This is a genomic window from Flavobacterium sp. GCM10022190 (assembly GCF_042656445.1).
GTDB classification, from domain to species: Bacteria; Bacteroidota; Bacteroidia; order Flavobacteriales; family Flavobacteriaceae; genus Flavobacterium; species Flavobacterium nitratireducens.
In genome coordinates this window covers 1,166,206-1,184,814 of the sequence record NZ_JBHSOQ010000001.1, presented here as the reverse complement: position 1 = coordinate 1,184,814, position 18,609 = coordinate 1,166,206, and the positions used below count along the sequence as shown (strand labels likewise).

The following is an 18,609-nucleotide window of genomic DNA, read 5'->3' as shown; positions in this document are numbered from 1 at the left end:
TAAAACTTATACTCTACATTTGTAGAGTTAATTCTAAAAACATAGAACACATGTCACTATCAAATGCAGAAGAACAATTAATGGAATACCTTTGGAAGTTAGAAAAAGCCTTTATGAAAGACTTACTTGAAGCCTATCCGGAACCAAAACCCAAGACAACTACTGTAGCCACCTTATTAAAAAGGATGATTGATAAAAAGTTTGTGGCATATACCGAATATGGCAACTCAAGAGAATACTACCCATTGGTTAAAAAAACCGATTATTTCTCTAAACATGTCAACGGATTGATATCGAATTTCTTTAACAATTCGGCTTCACAATTTGCTTCTTTCTTTACCACCGAAACCAACCTTTCGGCAACTGAACTGGAAGAACTCAAAAAAATCATTGACAATGAACTTCAAAAAAAGAAAAAATGATCGACTTTCTTATTAAATCCAGCCTAAGTTTAGTAATCCTCCTAATAAGCTATCATCTGTTATTGGAGAAAGAAAAAATGCATCAGTTCAACAGGTTTTATTTGTTATTTAGTTTATTATTTTCATTAGTTATTCCTTTTATAACCATCGAGATAATAAAAGAAATACCTCAACAACAAAGTAATTACACTATTGCCCCGATTACACAAGAAATATTAAACACGCCTATAGTGGAAGATACAACCAATTATTGGCTAATTGCAGGTTGGAGTATCTATGGAATCATCACTTTAACACTACTCATTCGATTTGTATTAAACATTTGGAAACTAAAAGCCAAAACAATTAAAAATCAAACCGTTGATTACAAAAAAGCAAAACTCGTTTTAGTTAAAGAAATTACTCTTCCCTACACCTTTCTGAACTACATTTTTATCAATAAAACGGATTATTATAATAGAAAAATCGAAGACGAATTATTCACCCATGAATTAATTCATGTACATCAAAAACACACTTTAGATATTCTATTTATCGAGATTTTGAAAGTAATTTTCTGGTTCAATCCCATATTTATTTTCTACAAAAAAGCAATCCAACTTAACCATGAATTCCTTGCAGACGAGAAAGTCGTTAAATCGCATAACAATGTTTCGTATTACCAAAACTTACTTTTAACTAAGGCAAACGCGAATCCAACCTATTACTTGGCCAGTAATTTGAATTATTCAGTAACCAAAAAAAGATTAATTATGATGACAAAAGAAACTCCAAAAACGAGGCTTATATTAAAAAAAACAATTTCAATGCCGTTATTCATAGTCCTTATTTTTTCATTGTGTTTAGAAACAATAGCACAAGAAAAAGCTAACATTCCTTCCCCAAAAAAAACACAATCAACGGAAGTTGTAGATAAAAAAAGAGATTTCTATTATGCAGGTGTAAGAGTTATAGTAAAAGACCACATCCGAAATATCATGTTTGATAAAAAATATGAAAATTTGAGTATCGGAGAAAAAAGAAGGTATCTTGGAATTCCTTATCCAGTAAAGCAAAACAAACTACCTCCCTCTATGTTTGAATCATTTAAAAACAAAAGTAATTATGCTGTTTGGATAGATGGAGCCAATATTAATAATGCTGCGCTCAACAATTACAAATATTCTGACTTTGCACACTACACATCTTCATATGTCCATAAAAATGCTCGAAGCAAAAAATTCCCTCAAAAATTTCAATGTTCATTGTACACCAAAAAATATTTTGAAAAAAACATAAAAAACAAACATTTGAAATACGAAAATGAAAGTATAGAAATAACAATCCTAAAGCCTCAAAAAATCTCTGAAAAAGATTCCATAAAACAGCGAAAAATGGTTCTGGAAGATATGGCTGAAATGCAAAAAGACCTATCTCCCAAAAAAAATTCAAAAATAAATAAAAAAACCTACAACTGACATTAGTCTAAAATAATAAATAGCAATCTAAACTTAAATTCCTTTCAGCAATGAACTGATTTTTTCCTTTAATTATTTCAAATAATTATACCCCAAATACGGCATTGGTTTTTCGGTAAAGCGAATGCCGTATTTTTCTAATGCTGCCAGAACAGGCAAATACACTTCTTTTCGGATAGGAATTTGAACTCCTGTAGTTTTTATTTTTCCGTTCAAAATCAATAACGCAGCCATAACCACAGGTAAACCAACGGTTTTAGCCATGGCAGTATAGGTTTGATCTTGACCTAGGCAAACCATTTGGGAATCCTTTTGTACTTTTTCGCCATTGATTTCATAACCAAATTTATGATACATCACGATCATATCTTTGTCTTCGGGCTGTAGTGTCCAACTGTCATTTAGGATTTTTTCTAAAATCTGAGCAGGAGTCGCATTTTTAAGTCCTACAAGCTTTTTATCATTGAACAAATCCAACTCCAATAATTTGTCCCACATGATATCGTCTTGGTCAATTTTGAGTAAGAATCGGGTTTTTATTTCCACCGAATCCGTTGGGTGATAAGGCAAAAAAGAATTCATAAACTGACGGTAACTCATGTTTTCAGAATCTTCCATGACATAGGAATCATCCGTCATGCCTAGTTGTACAAACATATTCCAAGCCTTGGAAAAGCCTACTCTTCGAATCGTTCCGCGATACAGCGTCAAAATATCTTCTAAACCGTAGATATTTCGGTATTTTAAGGAATCTCTGTTGGAATACGCTTCAAATTTACCGTATCCATCTACTTCCAAAAATTCGGTTCGACGAAACAAACTCGTATACGGAATGTATTTATAGGTTCCTTCCTGTATAAATTTGGCCACGCCACCTTGTCCTGCTAAAACCACATTTCTCGGCGCCCAGGTAAATTTATAATTCCACAAGTTCGTATCGGATTCGGGAGCAACTAATCCACCACAAAAGGATTCAAACAAAAGCATCTTTCCGCCCTGCTCTCTAATTTCGTCAATGACTTTCATCGCACTCATGTGATCAATTCCGGGATCTAAACCCATTTCGTTCATGAAAATGAGTCCGTTTTTTTTGACCTCAGTATCAAGCGCCTGCATCGCATCACTGACATACGAGGCGGTTACTAGATTTTTCTTGAAAAGAACACAATCTTTGGCAATTTCAATATGCAAATGTGCCGGCAACATCGAAATAACTATATCGGCATGCTGGATGGCTTCTGCTCTCTGTTTTTGATTGTGAATATCTAGTGAAAGTGGTGTCGCATTAGGATGATTATTGGTTTTCTTTTGAGCCAACTCCAAAGACAAATCGGCAATTTGCAATTGCAATTGTTCTTCTTCCGATTTATCCAAAAGATATTGAATCAACGAAGAAGCCGATCTTCCTGCACCAATAATTAAAACGACTCTCATAACTTGAATTTATATTGTAAAAATAGGCAAATGTAGTTGTAGACCCAAATATGAATAACCTATAAAGACATCTTTATTTATCATTAATACTACTTTCTTTTTTGCTTGATCAAAAAAGAAACAAAAAAATCAAGTCTCTACTTCCTCGTCGGTCAAATTAGTTTTCGAATGCTAAAAGAAAATAACTCCCCCGAAAGGATTCGGGGTCAAACAGATTTTCTTTTTACGCATTCTTCAAACATTTGACACTCGACTGCGGAAGCTAAGGACGGCGAAACAATAATCGAATCTTCTTGAATAAAAATTCACAAAACTTTAGCATAAAAGCAGGCAAACTAAACCATTAAAACTTTTTGGGTTCGTTAGTTTTGGAATACTTTTGTAGCAACAAAAAATTCACACAATGGATAAAAAAATATATTCTACTGCAGCGCTATTAGGAATGATTGCAATAATTTTAGGTGCTTTTGGTGCTCATGCCTTAAAAGCCTTATTAACCCCAGAACAGTTAGTTACTTTTGAAACAGGGGTGCGTTACCAAATGTACCATGCCTTATTTTTATTATTGATTGGCAACATGAGTAGCCTCTCTTTAAAATCCAAAAAATACATCTACGGTCTTGTGCTTTTGGGAGTTGTTTTATTCTCTGGTTCTATCTATTTACTGGCTACAAATTCGCTTACCGCCTTTGATTTCAGAATTATAGGATTCGTAACACCAATAGGTGGTTTTTTATTAATCTTATCATGGATTGTCTTATTTATAGATTTTTTTAACAAAAAATCATAAAATTACAGTTTTTACAACACTAAAGCGCTTAAATAATTACCTTTGTACTATCTAAAAACAACAGGCAACTTATAACTTATGGACAATAACAGTCTTTTCACGAAAACGATTTCGTTAGATAACATTGGAATTACAAATGCAACTATTCATTACCAACTAAGTCCTAATGAATTGCATGAAATAACTATTGAAAAAGGGCAAGGAATTGAAACATCAACGGGAGCACTCGCCATTAACACGGGTGAATTCACTGGGCGTTCTCCACAGGATCGATTTATTGTGAAAGATGCCATTACTGAAAATGAAATATGGTGGGGAAATATCAATATTCCTTTTGCTCCTGAAGCCTTTGACAAATTATACGCAAAGATTTGTGACTACTTGACAGACAAAGAGGTTTTTGTAAGAGACACTTATGTTTGTTCTGACCCTAATTACAAAATGAATGTTCGTGTTGTAACCGAAACCGCTTGGGCCAATCTATTTTGCTACAATATGTTTTTACGACCAAGCGAAGAAGAACTTTTGAATTACGTGGCAGAATGGACGGTAGTTTGCGTACCTAGTTTCATGGCTGATCCAGCCGTAGACGGAACACGTCAGGGGAATTTTGCTATTCTAAATTTCACTAAAAAAGTAGCATTAATAGGCGGAACAGGCTATACAGGAGAGATGAAAAAAGGAATTTTTTCGGCTTTGAATTTCATTTTACCTGTTTTCAAAAACACCTTACCAATGCACTGTAGTGCCAATGTGGGTGAAAATGGTGAAACGGCAATTTTCTTTGGATTATCCGGAACTGGAAAAACTACACTTTCTGCCGATCCAAACCGAAAATTAATTGGTGACGACGAACACGGATGGACTAACGAAAATACCGTATTTAATTTCGAAGGTGGTTGCTATGCAAAAGTGGTAAACCTAAGCGAAGAAAACGAACCGGATATTTTCAGAGCAATTAAAAAAGGAGCGCTTTTAGAAAATATAGTTTGCAAAAAAGGAACTAAGGAAGTCGATTATACCGATATATCAATCACGCCGAACACCCGTGTGAGTTACCCTATCTACCACATCGATAACATCCAACCCGGTTCTATTGGAAAAAACCCTAAGAACATCTTTTTCTTGACTGCCGATTCTTTTGGGATTTTGCCTCCCATTTCAAAATTAACACCAGGTCAGGCTGCTTACCACTTTATCTCTGGATATACGGCTAAAGTGGCTGGAACTGAAGCAGGAGTTACGGAACCGCAGCCTAATTTCTCGGCTTGTTTTGGAGCGCCCTTTATGCCACTTCACCCAACCAGATACGCCGAAATGTTAAGCCAAAAAATGAAAGAAGCGAATGTTAAAGTTTGGCTAATCAACACGGGATGGACAGGAGGTCCTTACGGAATAGGAAATCGCATGAAATTAAAATATACCCGCGCCATGATTACAGCGGCCTTAAATGGCGAATTAGAGCATGTGGATTATGAAAACCACAAAGTATTTGGCATTGCAAAACCACAATCTTGTCCTAATGTTCCAAGCGAAATTTTAAATCCTAGAAACACTTGGGAAGACAAAGATTTGTATGATACCAAAGCAGTTGAACTAGCTCAGAAATTCAAAGCTAATTTCCAAAAATTTGAATCTTATGCTAATGAGGAAATCCTTGCTGGAGGCCCTTTAGTTTAAAAATAAACCAACCAAAAATAGATAAGTGCTGTTCTTAATTGAACAGCATTTTTTATTTAACAACACATTATCAGATATTTACACTAAGTTTCATTTTTTGGCGTTAAATTTGTGTGCATTTCGCCAAACAAAAAACTAAAATCAAAACTTAATTAAAAACAATCATGTTACAATCCTTTTTTATCCTCTGTTCTGGGGCTGACAAAAACCTACTTGAAGGTTGTTCCGAAGGGGAAAAAACAAAATACGTAGGCATTGGCGCCACCGTATTCTTTACTGCAGTAATGGCTTTCTTAGCGAGTGCTTATGCACTGTTTACCGTTTTCGACAGTATTTATCCTGCTATTGCTTTTGGGATAGTTTGGTCTTTGCTTATTTTCAATCTGGATCGTTTTATTGTTTCTACCATTCGAAAAAGAGATCGTTTAAGTAGCGAATTTCTACAAGCAACTCCCCGAATTGTTCTGGCAATTATCATTGCCATTGTGATTTCGAAACCCCTAGAAATTAAAATTTTCGAAAAAGAAATCAATACCGTTTTATTGAAAGAGAAAAATGCCATGGCTTTGAACAACAAAAAGGAAGTGGCCACCTATTTTAAATCGGATTTGGATAAAAACAAGGCTGAAATTACCGCTTTGAAAAAAGAAATTACCGATAAAGAAAAAGAAGTAAATACTCTTTATGAAACTTATATTGCCGAAGCCGAAGGTACTAGAGGCACGATGAAATTGGGAAAAGGTCCTGTTTTTAAAGAAAAGATTGCCAAACATAATTTGGCTTCCGCCGAATTAGACACCATTAGAAAAAACAATCTGGTTAAAATTGCCGAAAAAGAAGCATTGAACAAAAATCTGCAAGCCGATTTAGACAAAAAAGTAACCGAAACCCAACCAATCATTGATGGCTTTGATGGTCTAATGGCACGTATCAATGCGCTGAATAAATTGCCTTGGTTGCCATCAGTGTTTATTATGTTGTTGTTTCTGGCTATTGAAACTTCGCCCATTATTGCCAAATTATTATCTCCTAAAGGCGAATACGATTTTAAATTAGAAGATTTGGAAACGGCATTAAAAACAACCTTAGAACAGGACAAATACCAACGCAGTTTATTACTAAAAACCTCAGCCGAGATGCACGACAAAGTATATCAAGACATTGCGACCGACAAACAGTTGTATGACTTACAACGAAAAAACGCCACCAACCTACTGGAATTACAATCCCATAATTTCTTAGAAAAACAGAAGAAAACGTTATAAAAACAAAACCCGATAACTGGAAAGTTTCGGGTTTTGTGTTTTAATTGTAAAACTAATTTACTTTCTAGCAGCATCAATCAACTGCTGTATAGTATCCCAACTATAGTAATGAAAGGTTCTACCATTGCTCATGGCTACAAAAAGTCCGTTATGATAGGCACCGCCAAGATTTACATTCGTTACATCGGCACCATCACACTCAATGGTCGAAGTTGGAATTTCGGCTAACAATTTATATTCATTTGGATTTCCATTAGCTCCTTCTCTTGGATATACCATAAAGGTATTCGCCTGCTGATTCGAAACTAAAATATATCCTTTAGTCGCCGAAGTTTTATAAATAGCAATCCCTTCATGATCCGACTTAAAATCATTTTGACCAAAAAGAGCCAATTCGGTATTATCATTTTCATCCGGATTGGCTTTGTACTTTCTAATTCCGAATTGCTCGTCGCAATAAATCACCGTTCCTAGTTCATTGTCTACTGCAATGGCTTCTATTTCTTTTTTACCGCTATAAGCTCCAAATTTGCGCACTACTTTCCCGCTAACAATTCCATTTCCGGCATCGGTTAGTTCGTATTGCCATAAATAGCTTCCTGAAGGACCGTTTTTTCTTCCTACCACGGCAAATATCTTTTTGTCACTTGGTCGGGTGTATAAAGCAATTCCCATTGGACCACGCATTTCTTCACCTTCAAAAACAGCTATTCCGCCATTATCAATTGGTTCCAAATCCGGCAAACGAAAAATACGAATGCTATTGGTTTCTCTTTCGGTAGTAACCGCTATGTCTATTTTTTTTCCATTAACCATCAATCCGTAAGCAATATCCACATTGTTAGGTCTTTGTAAAGTGATGGATTTTTTGATAATTTTTCCCTGCAAATCAAAGGCATATAATCCGCCATCGGTCTCTTTATCGGTACCAATAATAATGCTTTTGGAAGCATCAGTTGGATGAATCCAAATAGCGGGATCATCAGTATCATGAGCGGTTTTTTGAGTTACCGTTATTGGTTTTATAGCATCTTTGCGAACAGGCGCTAAAGAACTTCCACAGGAATTTAAAGTTACTATTGCAATTGATGCTGCAATGATAAATGTATTTTTCATATTTCTTTTTTCTATACTAACAGAATAACAGGACACAAAAATGCCCTGTTATTACATTTAATTCTTCGCTTAAGATTAAAAGTCAAACTTCAATCCAAAATTATAACGCCCTTGGTAATATTCTAATTGCTGCGTATGTGATTTTTCTCCTTGATAATAACGTAAAGGCTGATTCGTTATGTTATTTGCTTCAGCAAAAAGACGCAAGTTTTTAGTAATCTTGAAAGCCGCATTTGCATCTACAAAAAATTGTTTGTCATAATAGCTATCTTCTGAAGCATCAGCGCCTAAAACATCGATATAATCAGCGGTATAATTAGTAGAAACTCTAGCTGAGAAACGTTTATTTTCCCAAGATAACGACCCATTAAACATATGTGGTGCTGTTCCTGGAAGTGTTACATTTTTACGTTCATTTCCATCTTCGTCAGCAATTCCTTTTGCTTTTGATTTCGTGTAAGTATAGTTCAAATACACTCCAAAACCTTTTAAGAACTGACCGGGTAAGAAATCCAATCTTCGCTGTAAAGCAACCTCAAAACCGTACACATCTACATTTTTTCCATTTTTAGATTGAACGAATTTCCATTCTTCACCAACAGGAATTGGGTTATTTTGATTTGGAAAATTAGCAGCAAAATCCGCATTCGAAAATTGATTAGTGCTGTATTTGTAAACAAAATCATTTAAGTTTTTATAGAAAGCTCCTCCAGAAATCAAACCTACCGATTTGAAATAATTCTCTACCATCAAATCATAGTTATAAGAATAGGTTGCTTTCAAGTCTGGATTACCAGCAGAAATTTCTCTGTCAGAAGCCACATTATTCACATAAGGCGCTAAGTCATAATAATTAGGACGCGCTAGAGCTGTAGTCGCTGCGAGTCTAAAAATCAAATTATCAGTTGCATTATACTTAAATGAAATACCTGGCATCACATTCGTATATGAATTTTCAGTATTGATTTTTGTCTCTAATTCGGATTCATCTAATACACGATTTCCTGTGTAATCGATACGCGTATTTTCGGCACGGAAACCAAAAATCATCGATAATTTATCATTAAAATCTTGATCCCATCTAATGTAAGTTGCAAAAATATTCTCTTTTGCATTATAATTTACCGACAAATATTCAGAAGGCTCATCTTGCCCTTCAAACAATGTTGTATTGTGTAAATCTAATCCTCCTAAATAGGATGCCGATGCAAAAGTTCCTGCTACATATTTACTTCCCGGATTATATCCTTTTCCATCAAAAAATTTAGTAGGAACAGAAGACAATGTAGCCATATCGTCATTTATTGGCTCATAAGAAAAGAAATTATTATCCCTTGATTTTTCTTTTAATCGCATACGAAGACCGGTTCTAATACGCCCTTTTTGAGAAGGAATAATAGAAAATGGAAAACGAATATTCACCTTTGCTCCTAATTCGCTTTCGTCAGTATCATTGGTGTTTTCGGTAACAGAATCAAATTTTAATTTATCCAAAGTTTCCCCAGTAGTTGTAACTAATGGCAATCTTTCATCCGACAAATCTTGAGTCGCTGCCACCCCTTTTTGACGGTATTCAACATAACGCTCACCCGGACGGTACTCTCTGGCAGTAGAATAATTGGCAGACCAATCCAAATCTAATTTTGAATTAATTAAGTGTTCTCCACGTAAGGCATAATTTTGCACACGTTGATCTTCTAATCTTCTGTTTTTATTACGATCATTATCTACACCTCCTTTAGTTTGACGTCTTACTCTAACAGAATAACCTGTAATATTTTCTCCTGAATAAGTAGGAACAATATTATCATAAGTTACTCTATAACGATTTTCTCTATCGTCCCTCCAATTGTACATGGCATTGGCAAAAATGGTATTATTATCATTGAATTTATAATCAAATGCTACCGATGCACTTCGACGGATACGTTGTACATCATATTGTCTGATTTCTGCCTTACTCAAAAAAGTATTTCCAAATTCGTCTTTTGACCAAACGTTTTCAATATTATCAGAACCGTAATCGTTGTTATTATAAGAACCACTTATGACCAACCCTAATTTACTATCTAGAAAACGATTTCCATATACCAAACCTGCTGTGTAAGAAGCTTTTTCACGTATAGGCAAATAACCTCCAGCTAGTGTTGCCGAAATCCTTTCCTTGTTAGGTGTAGCTCTAGTAACCAAATTTACTGAACCTCCAATGGCATCAGCATCCATATCAGGAGTTAATGTTTTATTGACTTCGATGGACGAAATCATATCCGATGGAATTAAGTCCATTTGAACGTTTCTGTTATCTCCCTCAGCCGATGGAATACGGTCACCGTTTAAAGTAACGGAGTTCAAAGCAGGTGCCAATCCTCTAATGATAATATTTCTAGCTTCTCCTTGGTCATTTTGCATGGTAATACCTGGTACTCTTTTTAGCGCATCACCAATGTTTGCATCTGGAAAACGACCAACTTGATCAGCGGAAATAACATTTCCTATATTTCTGTTGTTTTTTTGTTGATTTAACGCTTTGGCCTGTCCTTTTAGCACATCACCAACAATCACTTCGTTTAATTCTGTTCCTGAAGTTTTAAGGTTAAAATTAACCACTGCATTTTTACTCGCCTCTACAGTTACTTTGTCGGTGGATGGACTGTATCCGATATAACGTATTTCTATTTGATAAGTACCCGGTTCTACATTCAAAAATTCATATCTACCATTACCATCCGAAATCGTATATTTATTTTCTCCTGCAATTTGAACCATTGCTCCTGGCAAAGGGAATTTATCTGCCTGATCTAAAATTTTCCCTGAAATTACTCCTCTTTGTGCATAACCCATAAGTGTTACTAAGAAAAGGAATACTACTAAATAATTTTTTTTCATCGTTGTTTTAATTTTTACGATGCAAAACTATAAGCCACCTATTAATTAAAACCTTCCAAAAAATTAAGCTATTGTTACGAATCAACCGTTTGTCGTCCTCTTTTATTTACAAAAAAATAACATCGTATTGGTCTAAAATCACTTTTAAAAACTAAAAATATTTTTAAATTAAAATATAATCTAAAGAAAGTATATCAATATAAATCATCTCAAAAAATTCCATACTTAGAAGATATATTTTAGCACCTATATTAATTTTCCTGAAACTCGCCGGTGAAAAACCATAGAAAGATTTAAATGTTGCCGAAAAATGCGACACATCTTTATAACCACATTTATAGGCTATTTCACCCACATTAGAATTTTCATTCTTAAATAATATTTTAGCATATTCCATCCTAAGTTGGGTAACATAACTTTTAATCGTTGTTTTAAAGCAGGCTTTAAACCCTTTTTTTAATTTAAACTCATTTAGAGCTATTAATCTGGAAAGCTCCTGAAGTGAAGGTGCATTAGTAAAATTTTCTTCTAATATTAATTTAGCTTTTAAAAGCTTATTCAATTCTTCGTCATGGATTCCCTCTCTTTTTGTAGACTTTGGCAATAAGGAATCCAACTGAAAAAGAAGAAGCTCTTTGATTTTAGTTTCCAGATACATTTTTCTTATCTGACCTTCAAATTTGCAATTTTTAATTTCGTGAATTACCCACTGCATTGCTGAATTAAAAGGCAGATATTCAGGCATTAAATATTCTGTTCTTTTTTGTCCAATATTCTTGGAAAAAGTATCATGAAGACTCCAATCTTCATGGATTAATTTAAAATAAAATTCCGGAGACAAAACAATAGTTAAACAATGAAGTTCTTCCAGAGCAGGAACTTTTGTAGTTACTTTTAAATTATAACCATACAATATATTATGTGTATTTTCAATAGAAAAAAAATCTCGCTCTAATTGATCAACATGCGTTTCAAAATTACTAGAACCAAAAAAATTCATCAATATAGATTCTCCAGAAATCTCAGTTAAAATAGTCTTCTTATCTGTAAAATACATTTGACTATCCAAAATTAAAATTCCATCCGCACGCTGATTATTGACCCTAATTTCATCATCTTCCCCATTTCTTACAATGATTTTTTCTTCAACAGAAGAACTATTAGCATCATAATAATCATTTGTTTCTATACAAATAAATGCTTGTTGTTGTCCTAAAATGGTAGATGTTAGTTTCAAAATAATAATCCGTTTTTACAAAGTAATAATCCGTTTTCCCCTATTCTATTCTTGTATTCCAATAGTATTTTTGCGGACAAATTTATTTATAATAAATCTAATTAAGAATAATTATCTAAGAAAAAACACAAAATTTAAAATGTCACCTCACCCACTTTATACTCTGTTGTTTCTTTTACTAGCGCATTCAGCCTTTTCACAACAGGATGAAACAGCCGAAAAAACAAGCACCCCCGCTACGATTCAACCTGCAGAAAATAAAGAAAAATCAAAAAAGAAGATTGAAGATTTAAAAACAGTAAGCATTAAAGGAAAATCAAAGAAACAAAAAGCAGAAACTTCCGGCTTTGCAGTAGCTATTATTGAGACCAAAGAAGCTTCGCTAAGAAACCTGACAACAAATGAACTTTTAGATCGATCAGTAGGAGTACGTGTGAGGCAAAATGGAGGAATAGGTTCTAATGTAGAGTACAACCTAAATGGAATGTCTGGAAACACTATTGGAATTTTCATTGATGGAATTGAAGCTTCTACTTACGGTTCGTCATTCAATTTAAACAATATACCTCCCGCAATGATTGAACGCATTGAGGTTTACAAGGGTGTATTGCCTTCTCACTTAACAGGGGATTATGTAGGTGGAGCTATTAATGTGGTATTGAAAAAAGATGTTTCTAAAAATAGTTTAACTCTGGCCACTTCTTACGGTTCATTCAATACATTTCAATCAGATCTTGGAGGAACCTATCGAAACAATAAAACAGGGCTTTCTGTAAGAGGTTCCGGATTTTACACTTATACCGATAACAGCTATGAGACTTGGGGAAAATCGAGTACTTACGTAGGTAGCGGCGGGGAAATAACAAAATATTATCGAGCCAAACGTTTCAACAATACCTATAAAAATATAGGTGGCCGTATAGAAGTTGGATTTACCGATACCAAATGGGCCGACCAGTTTTTTATAGGTTACAATGGTTCTAACAACTATACTGATATTCCTCATGGAATAACAATGTCAACTCCTTATGTAGGCCGATTTAGTAAAATGAAAGCCAGTGTGTTAATGTTAAATTATACGAAGAAAAATTTCTTGTTAAAAAATTTAGCCTTAACTACAAATGCCACAAGAAGCTACCGCAGCACCTATCTTCAGGATACTGTAGGCTATGCCTACAACTGGGATGGAAAAATTAGACAAACCCCTATATATGTGGATCTTTATGACAAAAACGGAAATCCAATATACGAAAGAGACGAAAATGGTAATATTAAATACAGACAAGAAACAGGTGAACCAATCATTGCAACAGAGCAAAGGTTTGTACCTCTAAAAACACTACAAGGAGGTCAACAAGGAAAAAAACAAATTACCAATACAGATAGAAAAATCACAAATGTTCGTTCTAATTTAGGTTACATGATCACCAATGGTCACCGTGTCTCCTTGAATCATAAACTAGAAGTAACTGACAGAAAGAATGAAGACTTATTAAATAATACTATAACTGATTTAGCTACTGTTAGTAAGATTACCAAGAATATTATATCTATAAATTATGAGGCGGAAACTTTCAACAGAAAACTACGCACTAATTTATTAGCGAAATACACCAATAACCGAACCGACCAAACAGAATACAAAATTGCAACTGTAAACGGAGTCAATTCAATATTAAAAATAGATACAGCCTCAATCAATAAAAATTTTGGATATGGAGCCACAATATCCTATAACGTACTATCTAATTTACACCTAATTGGATCTACTGAAAACTCACCAATTATGCCTTCGGATGAACAATTTTTTGGTGCACCTGAACGAAACATCATAGCCAATCTTGCCTTAAAACCGGAAAAATACATTAACTATAATTTAGGTTTCCGCTGGGGACCATCTGATTTTGGCAAACATAGAGTTTCATTATATGCCAATGCTTTTTGGCGCAATGGCTACGACAAAATTGTATCGCGACCACTACCAGAAATCGAAGCTGAAAATCCTGAAGACCCAAATATTCAGGTTACTCAGTATGTTAATCTTGACCAAACACAGGCGAAAGGTTATGAGGCCGAAATAATTTATGTATACAACAACCGTTTGAATACATCTTTTAATTTTTCGAAATTCAATAATCTTGATAAAAGCAAATTAGATAGTAACGGTGATACAAATGATTATTATGGGCATCAGGTTCCTAACGAACCATTCTTTACGATGAATCTAAATACCCAATATAGTTTTAAAAATCTATTACAAAAAGGTTCTATACTAAATGCTTATTACAGCATAGGATTTGTAGGCGAATATTATATTGCCAGAGGACAGGCGGAATGGTCAAAAACTCCCAGACAACTCCCTCAGGATTTAGGACTAAGCTATCGTTTTCCTTCAAAAAAACTAGTTGCTAGCTTAGACATCAAAAACACCTTTAATGGCGAAGTCTATGATAATTTTCAAATCCAAAAACCAGGTCGGGGCATCTATTTCAAATTGAATTACACTTTAAATAATTTTTAATAATCAAATAAATCAATATCATGAAAAAAAATCTATTTAGAATATCTTTATTTAGTATTGTTATTGCAGCTCTATCATTAGGGAGCTGTAGTAATGATGAAAACAACAACGACGATTCAGGCAATAATTCTGGAAATGATGGAAAACGCTGGATTTCACTAACGGGATCATTTCCAGATGAAGGAGGAACTGCAGGTAATGGAGGTACACGGGCCTATGCCATTTCTGAAGAAAACGCAGCTGATCCAAACTATGTAGTTGAGTTATTCAAAATGCAAGGTGAATCATATGTTAACGGATTTGCTTTAAAATCAGAACGTACTGCCCGTGTACAAGCATCTGCTGATGGAAAATATTTATATAACATTCAATACACCGGAACCGAAGGTGGTGTTTTCAACAAATACCAGGTTAATGGTGGAGGAGACTACAAAGAAGTAGGTTCTGAAATTAATACAGCTACAATTTTAGGTACATCACCTCGTTGGGTAAAAGCTGCAGAAGGAATTGGAGTAGGAGTTTATGCTAGTGCTTTAGATTTAGAATATGAAGGAACAGCTCCAAACTTTGTTTTCAAAAAGCGTGAAAGTGAAATTAAAATTGCAACAATCAATTTAGACAACACCTTTATCGCTAATACTGCTGTATTCAATTTCCCATTCACCGATGCAGAAAAAGCTGCTGGTTATTATGTAGGACGCATAGATGTTCCTATTTTGAACGCTGCTAAAGACAGAATCTACATTGGGTGTAATGTAAGTAAATATAATCCTGCCGTAACGCCTACAATAAATACTTCAGGAATTCCTTCTTGGCCAAGTGATGCTGCTAATATTGATGGTACAAAAACATTGGTAGTAGATTATCCTTCTTTAAGAAACCCAAGAGTTCTTACTTCTACCTTGACAAAGGTAAACAATCATGGATATCGTACTATGACACAACATGTAGGAACTGATGGTCATGTTTACCAGGCAACTGCTACTTCCGGTGCGGATATCTTACGTATTAGTAAAACCACCTATGACTATGATGCAAATTACCATTTTAACTTAAACACTGCTTTAGGAATAACAGGTGCTCAAATTAGAGCCTGGAAATATGTTAAAGATGGTATCGCAGTAGTACTTTATACTATTTCAGGAACTAATGGTGGTTATATTGCTGTAATAAACTTAAATGATAAAACAGCTACAAAATTAGCTACAGAAATTGAAACAAATGCTGGTTTAAATACTACTTTAGGTCAATACCAAAATATTGGTGTAATTGGCGATAATGTATATATTCCTTTAACTCCGGCTGGTGCCGATGGAAACGTTTATATAGTAGACACAAAGGCAAAAACAATCAAAAAAGGAGCTCAGTTAAAAACTGCTACTGGTAGTTTCTACTTAGGTGCTTACTAAAAATACAGTAGCTGGACTGGGGAAACAGCTACTCAATTAATCTTGGTAAAACCAAATATCAATTAATTTATAATCGAAATTACAATTAGATTTATTCTATTTCTAATTTCTCCCTATTCATTTATCTTAACACTAAACCCCAACAAATGAATAACTTGTTGGGGTTTTAAAATTAAATAAACTAAAAATATTTTTATCTACATCAAACTCAAAATTTCTTTCTTAAAGGCATCATATTCTCCTTGAAGAATCAATCCATTATCGAGTAATTTCTTGTAATTCTGTAATTTTTCAAACAACTCATCCTGTGTAAGTCCTGCTAATCCGTTATCCTTAGTCACCGGAATTGGGTTATGAAATTCCTCTTTTTCTAAAGAAAAATCAGGAACGGTAGCAGGAATAATTTCGGCAAAATTAGTCACTTCTTCGGTTTCCATTTCTTCAATTTCTTCTACCGCGGCTTCAGGAACGGCTGGTGGATTTGTAACAGCTCCTTGTTTTAAAATATCCAATTGTTCTTTGGCAAAGGTAAACATCTTGCGTGCCTGAATTTTAGGAATATAATCGATAGAGACCGTCATTTCGGTTTTAGTAGAAAAAGAAAACTCGGAACCCAGAATATTTTCTTTGACAAAAGTTCCTTCGACTTGGTCCCAAGTATAATCGATAAAATCCATTGATAGCCCTAGATTTTTTGGCTGGCAAAGAATGATTCGTTTATTTGTTAATACAATACTGTCGGGAAAAACAGTAATGGCTGGTTTTTTTTGAACGGCTATGTATCCTATCTCTTCGTTCTTCATTAATAAATCATTCAATTTTGAAGTGATTTTTTCTATCGCCTTAGGATCTTGTTCTTCGTTTAAAAATTTCTTGATTTGTTCTTTCATTCTAAATGGGATTTATACTGACACTTTCTAAATTATCGTCTTGATTTTCATATCAAAAGTAATACCTAAATTAGTATTTTATTGTTTTACTCCCACCGAATGATGTATTATTTTTTTGATAAAATTTAATAGGACTGTCTGCCATCCGGACTAAATAAAAAAGAGAGCATTCCGTGATGGCCTACTCCCTTTCTCCTAACTAAATGTAACAACTTTATTTATAATGAACTGCAATTTGCCCTATTTGTCCAATAATCTTAAACGAATCTTTGAATGACAATTTAGATCCATCCATGTGTACCCATCTGTTTAATGGTTTTTCGCAGATTAAATTAACTGCTTCTTCTTTGCCATAAATCTTTTTCATTCGCATAAAAATCTCCACATCAAACAACCATTTGGTTAAGAATTTCTTTTGGAATGTTTTTTCTACGATTTCTTTGTGCATGATTTTAGCCCCACATTGTGTGTCTTTAAAATCCATTCCCAAAGTTTTACGAATGATAAAATTAATTCCTTGGCTAATGATTTTTCTAGCCGATTCTTTGGCAATATCGGCTCCCATTCTATTGATACGAGAACCACTTACAATTTTGTATTTTGAATTAGAAATCGTGTTTACTAAATCATTAAAATCATCAAAATTAGTAGATAAATCAGCATCTAAAAACCCAATGTAGTTAAACTGATTGTCTTTGGCTAAATGCAACATTCCTAAACGCACAGCTTCGGCTTTACCTCCGTTTTTTTCGCAATTGTAAACACTTATTCTATGTTCGTTTCCTTTGCTTAACTCTTGTAACACTTTCAAAGTATTGTCTTTGCTACCATCGTTTACAAAACACAAATGATATCCCAAATTAGAATCTACAAATTTTTTAAACTCTTCGCTTAACAATCTTTCTTCTTCATTGTAACAAGGAATTACAACACCAATACAATTGTTTTGAATCATTCGCTTGTTATGGTCTAAATGTGTCTCAGAAGTGGTTCCGATTAATCGTTTTACGCGGGCTCCAATTTCGCCTAAGCTTAACGGTTTTTTCATATAATCGGCTACACCTAATTCGAAACCTTTTAAAATAACTTCTTCATCATTATTACCTGACAATATCATTACTGGTGTATCGTCTTTTTTTACATTCTTAATGTATTTTACAATTTCTAAACCAGCTGCAGTATCGTTAACAGTAAATGGTAAATCTTTTGGATTTTCGCCGTTTAAAACAGGCATATTAATATCGGCAATAACTAAATTAGGAACAAAAGATTCATATTGAGCGATAGCATCAAATACATTATTAGCACTTTGAACATTATAGCCTAAATCTGTTAAACATTTCTCTAAAGAAAGTAATACTAATTCCTGATCGTCAATAATTAAAATTTTCATAACACTGTATTTTAAATGGTTGATTATGTGCTTTATTTGATACAAATGTATAACGAAGGTTTGCTGAAATTTTGAATTTTAGACCAATGGTAGGAGATGTGTCGTCGAA

13 protein-coding genes are annotated in these 18,609 nt (G+C 34.1%); 7 read left to right on the top strand and 6 right to left on the bottom strand.

Going from position 1 to position 18,609, the window contains the following annotated elements; genetic code table 11:
- Positions 1–50 precede the first annotated feature (50 nt).
- A complete protein-coding gene (locus tag ACFPTQ_RS04950; RefSeq protein ID WP_379774602.1) occupies positions 51–422 on the top strand; it encodes a BlaI/MecI/CopY family transcriptional regulator in 372 nt (123 codons plus the stop codon).
- Positions 419–1,879 (top strand): M56 family metallopeptidase, encoded by a 1,461-nt coding sequence (locus ACFPTQ_RS04945; protein WP_379774600.1) that lies wholly within the window; start codon positions 419–421, stop codon positions 1,877–1,879. The genes ACFPTQ_RS04950 and ACFPTQ_RS04945 overlap by 4 nt, the downstream gene beginning before the upstream one ends.
- A gap of 72 nt (positions 1,880–1,951) precedes the next feature.
- On the opposite strand, the gene ACFPTQ_RS04940 is transcribed toward ACFPTQ_RS04945, so the two are convergent.
- Positions 1,952–3,313, bottom strand: coding sequence for a saccharopine dehydrogenase family protein (locus ACFPTQ_RS04940; RefSeq protein ID WP_379774597.1), 1,362 nt, complete (start codon positions 3,311–3,313; stop codon positions 1,952–1,954).
- A 403-nt stretch (positions 3,314–3,716) separates the two neighbouring features.
- Here ACFPTQ_RS04940 and ACFPTQ_RS04935 point away from each other — a divergent pair, with 403 nt between their 5' ends.
- From ACFPTQ_RS04935 to ACFPTQ_RS04925, 3 genes are all read left to right on the top strand, one after another.
- On the top strand, positions 3,717–4,103 hold the full coding sequence (locus tag ACFPTQ_RS04935; protein WP_379774594.1) for a DUF423 domain-containing protein: 387 nt from the start codon (positions 3,717–3,719) through the stop codon (positions 4,101–4,103).
- A 78-nt stretch (positions 4,104–4,181) separates the two neighbouring features.
- Entirely contained in the window at positions 4,182–5,783 is a 1,602-nt protein-coding gene (gene pckA / locus ACFPTQ_RS04930; protein ID WP_379774592.1) for a phosphoenolpyruvate carboxykinase (ATP), read from the top strand.
- Positions 5,784–5,947: 164 nt separating this feature from the next.
- A complete protein-coding gene (locus tag ACFPTQ_RS04925) occupies positions 5,948–7,048 on the top strand; it encodes a DUF4407 domain-containing protein (protein ID WP_379774590.1) in 1,101 nt (366 codons plus the stop codon).
- 57 nt (positions 7,049–7,105) lie between these two features.
- On the opposite strand, the gene ACFPTQ_RS04920 is transcribed toward ACFPTQ_RS04925, so the two are convergent.
- The 3 genes from ACFPTQ_RS04920 to ACFPTQ_RS04910 all read right to left on the bottom strand — a co-directional run bounded on the left by ACFPTQ_RS04920 (position 7,106) and on the right by ACFPTQ_RS04910 (position 12,287).
- Complete coding sequence (locus ACFPTQ_RS04920) at positions 7,106–8,164, bottom strand: phytase (protein WP_379774588.1); 1,059 nt, start codon at positions 8,162–8,164, stop codon at positions 7,106–7,108.
- Between the two features lie 75 nt (positions 8,165–8,239).
- A complete protein-coding gene (locus ACFPTQ_RS04915) occupies positions 8,240–11,050 on the bottom strand; it encodes a TonB-dependent receptor (RefSeq protein ID WP_379774585.1) in 2,811 nt (936 codons plus the stop codon).
- A gap of 163 nt (positions 11,051–11,213) precedes the next feature.
- Positions 11,214–12,287 (bottom strand): helix-turn-helix domain-containing protein, encoded by a 1,074-nt coding sequence (locus ACFPTQ_RS04910; protein ID WP_379774582.1) that lies wholly within the window; start codon positions 12,285–12,287, stop codon positions 11,214–11,216.
- A 139-nt stretch (positions 12,288–12,426) separates the two neighbouring features.
- Between ACFPTQ_RS04910 and ACFPTQ_RS04905 the strand changes: the two genes are divergently transcribed.
- Together ACFPTQ_RS04905 and ACFPTQ_RS04900 are read left to right on the top strand one after the other, a co-directional pair.
- Positions 12,427–14,808: a TonB-dependent receptor plug domain-containing protein gene (locus tag ACFPTQ_RS04905; protein WP_379774579.1), complete on the top strand. Its 2,382-nt coding sequence runs from the start codon at positions 12,427–12,429 to the stop codon at positions 14,806–14,808.
- A 20-nt stretch (positions 14,809–14,828) separates the two neighbouring features.
- Positions 14,829–16,217, top strand: coding sequence for a hypothetical protein (locus tag ACFPTQ_RS04900; protein WP_379774577.1), 1,389 nt, complete (start codon positions 14,829–14,831; stop codon positions 16,215–16,217).
- Positions 16,218–16,414: 197 nt separating this feature from the next.
- Here the strand turns inward: ACFPTQ_RS04900 and ACFPTQ_RS04895 are convergent, their stop codons facing one another.
- Complete coding sequence (locus tag ACFPTQ_RS04895) at positions 16,415–17,107, bottom strand: PH domain-containing protein (protein ID WP_379774574.1); 693 nt, start codon at positions 17,105–17,107, stop codon at positions 16,415–16,417.
- Between the two features lie 214 nt (positions 17,108–17,321).
- The gene (locus ACFPTQ_RS04890; RefSeq protein ID WP_379774572.1) at positions 17,322–18,500 is read right to left on the bottom strand and encodes a glycosyltransferase; all 1,179 of its coding nucleotides are present in this window, start codon (positions 18,498–18,500) and stop codon (positions 17,322–17,324) included.
- Between the last annotated feature and the right edge of the window lie 109 nt (positions 18,501–18,609).